3 protein-coding genes are annotated in these 1,980 nt (G+C 29.5%); all 3 read left to right on the forward strand.

All coding sequences use genetic code 11. From position 1 onward, the window contains the following. Positions 1–237: 237 nt before the first annotated feature. The gene (locus L8D11_RS05130; RefSeq protein ID WP_236870594.1) at positions 238–441 is read left to right on the forward strand and encodes a hypothetical protein; all 204 of its coding nucleotides are present in this window, start codon (positions 238–240) and stop codon (positions 439–441) included. A 481-nt stretch (positions 442–922) separates the two neighbouring features. After that, complete coding sequence (locus L8D11_RS05135; protein WP_336886392.1) at positions 923–1,789, forward strand: ComEC/Rec2 family competence protein; 867 nt, start codon at positions 923–925, stop codon at positions 1,787–1,789. Continuing rightward, positions 1,776–1,916: a hypothetical protein gene (locus L8D11_RS06045; protein ID WP_369127285.1), complete on the forward strand. Its 141-nt coding sequence runs from the start codon at positions 1,776–1,778 to the stop codon at positions 1,914–1,916. The genes L8D11_RS05135 and L8D11_RS06045 overlap by 14 nt, the downstream gene beginning before the upstream one ends. Positions 1,917–1,980: the final 64 nt, after the last annotated feature.

Raw genomic sequence — 1,980 nt, forward strand, 5'->3', positions numbered from 1 at the left:
TTCTTGAATTCCTATTATTCTATCAGCTTTTATACCAAACTTATCGTTCTTCTTTATATGAATCTAATTTTTTAAATCCATTTATTGCATATCTTCCTTGCTTTGCATTTATGCAACGGCCTTTAAATATGTTATATTGAGGAAGTCAGTGAAAGCTTGCACAAATTTAATAATACTATTGACTGAGGTGCGATTATTTTGGTATAATCACAAAAAAGTTATAAAAATGGGTTCACTATGGCTGTAAAAAAAGGTTCAAAAAATAACGTCAGCAACAGAGGTAAGGGAGCTGAGTTAAAACAATTAGACGGTAAAGTTGTTCGACCAATATTGTACAAGGGCGAAAGATTAGGGCATGGAAATTATATGGCTGCAAAGTTTGAGGATGGCAAATTGGTTAAAGATGATGCCGGCAGACCTGTCCCTTATAAAATGATATAAAAAACCTGTAGCAATTTTTTTCTATTTATCTAGCATTTTAAAATTTTATCGTTATATTTCCATAATGAGTTGTATGGTTTGTTAGGTATAAAATTTTTAGTGATAGAGTTCACGTATTCGGATTAATACCAGTATGTTTATCGTTAGGGATATTGATATATTTTGACACTGATTATCAATTAAGCTTCAAATTAATATTATTCTTGACGATATCATGTTTGATACCATTAATATGCACAGCTTTCTTTTTATCAAATTTTAAATATATACAATTCATATTTTTAGTTATTACATTCATTTTACTTGGTTATGTAGCAACTGTATTTAGAGTACAAACATAACAACTTCAAATTTAAATCACACAATTCAAAGTAAAATTATAGCTGAAGTTGAAGAAATTGAAATACGAGGAAATGAAAAAAAACTATTACTAAACCACGTTAAATTCCTAGATATTGCAGATAATTATAATATAAAAAAAATAAAAATAGTAGTTAGAACCAAACTTGATGCTATCAAAAATAAGGATAAAATCATTGCCAACGTAAATTTAATGCCACCACCAACTCCAGTTCTTCCAGGAAGTTTTGACTATGCAAGATATGCTTTTTTCAATGATATCAGTGCAATAGGCTATGCTATGGGTAACATCAAAATCATCCAAAGATCAGATATCAGCAAATTTACGACAATCGGGAAATTAAGAGAAGTGATCTCAAAATGCTTTTACGAAAACATGGACGTAAGAAACGCATCAATTGCAACTGCATTATTTCTTGGCAACACAAAAAGAATAGATACAAATACATATGATAATATACGAATTTCTGGAATTGCTCATTTACTCGCTATTTCTGGAATGCACGTTGCACTTGTTGCCAGTATAATATTTTTTGCAAGTAACATAATTTTTTCCAAAATTTACAATCCTTTAATTAAAATTAATAACAAAAAGATATCTGCACTAATTACAATCTTTTTTTCTTATCTCTATTTACTAATTGCAAACGCCCCTATTTCTGCTCAAAGAGCATTCACAATGACTACTCTGTTTTTAATTGGCATTGTAATTGACAGAGAAACAAATCCAATAAGAACCATAGTATTTGCAGCAATTGTAATATTATTAATCACTCCAGAAGCCCTTTTTAGTGCAAGCTTACAAATGTCTTTTTCTGCCAGCTTATCACTAATTTATGGATTTAAGTTTTTAAAAAAATTATCCTTATTTTACTTTAATTACACCACCTCGAAAATAGCAAAACTTTTTGGTTATTTTTTTTTCAATTATGCTAGCAAGCATATTTGCGACATTGGCAACGAGCATCTTCATAATGTACCATTTTAAAAATTTTTCCACCTATAGCTTATTAACAAATCTATTTGCCATACCCATAGCCGAATTTATTATAAAAGGCCGTTGCATAAATGCAAAGCAAGGAAGATATGCAATAGGAAGCATAAATATTAGATAGCGTATAAATAGGAAAAGTGCTAACCTTTGACCTAAAACAATACAGGTATCAAATGGATTTTGAA

It is taken from the genome of Candidatus Bandiella numerosa (assembly GCF_021811875.1).
In the GTDB taxonomy this organism is placed as follows: domain Bacteria; phylum Pseudomonadota; class Alphaproteobacteria; order Rickettsiales; family Midichloriaceae; genus Aquirickettsia; species Aquirickettsia numerosa_A.

Excerpts from the sequence above, each read along its gene's own strand:
- L8D11_RS05130 (WP_236870594.1), top strand. The coding sequence starts at position 238 with ATGGCTGTAAAAAAAGGTTCAAAAAATAACGTCAGCAACAGAGGTAAG.
- L8D11_RS06045 (WP_369127285.1), top strand. The coding sequence starts at position 1,776 with ATGTACCATTTTAAAAATTTTTCCACCTATAGCTTATTAACAAATCTA.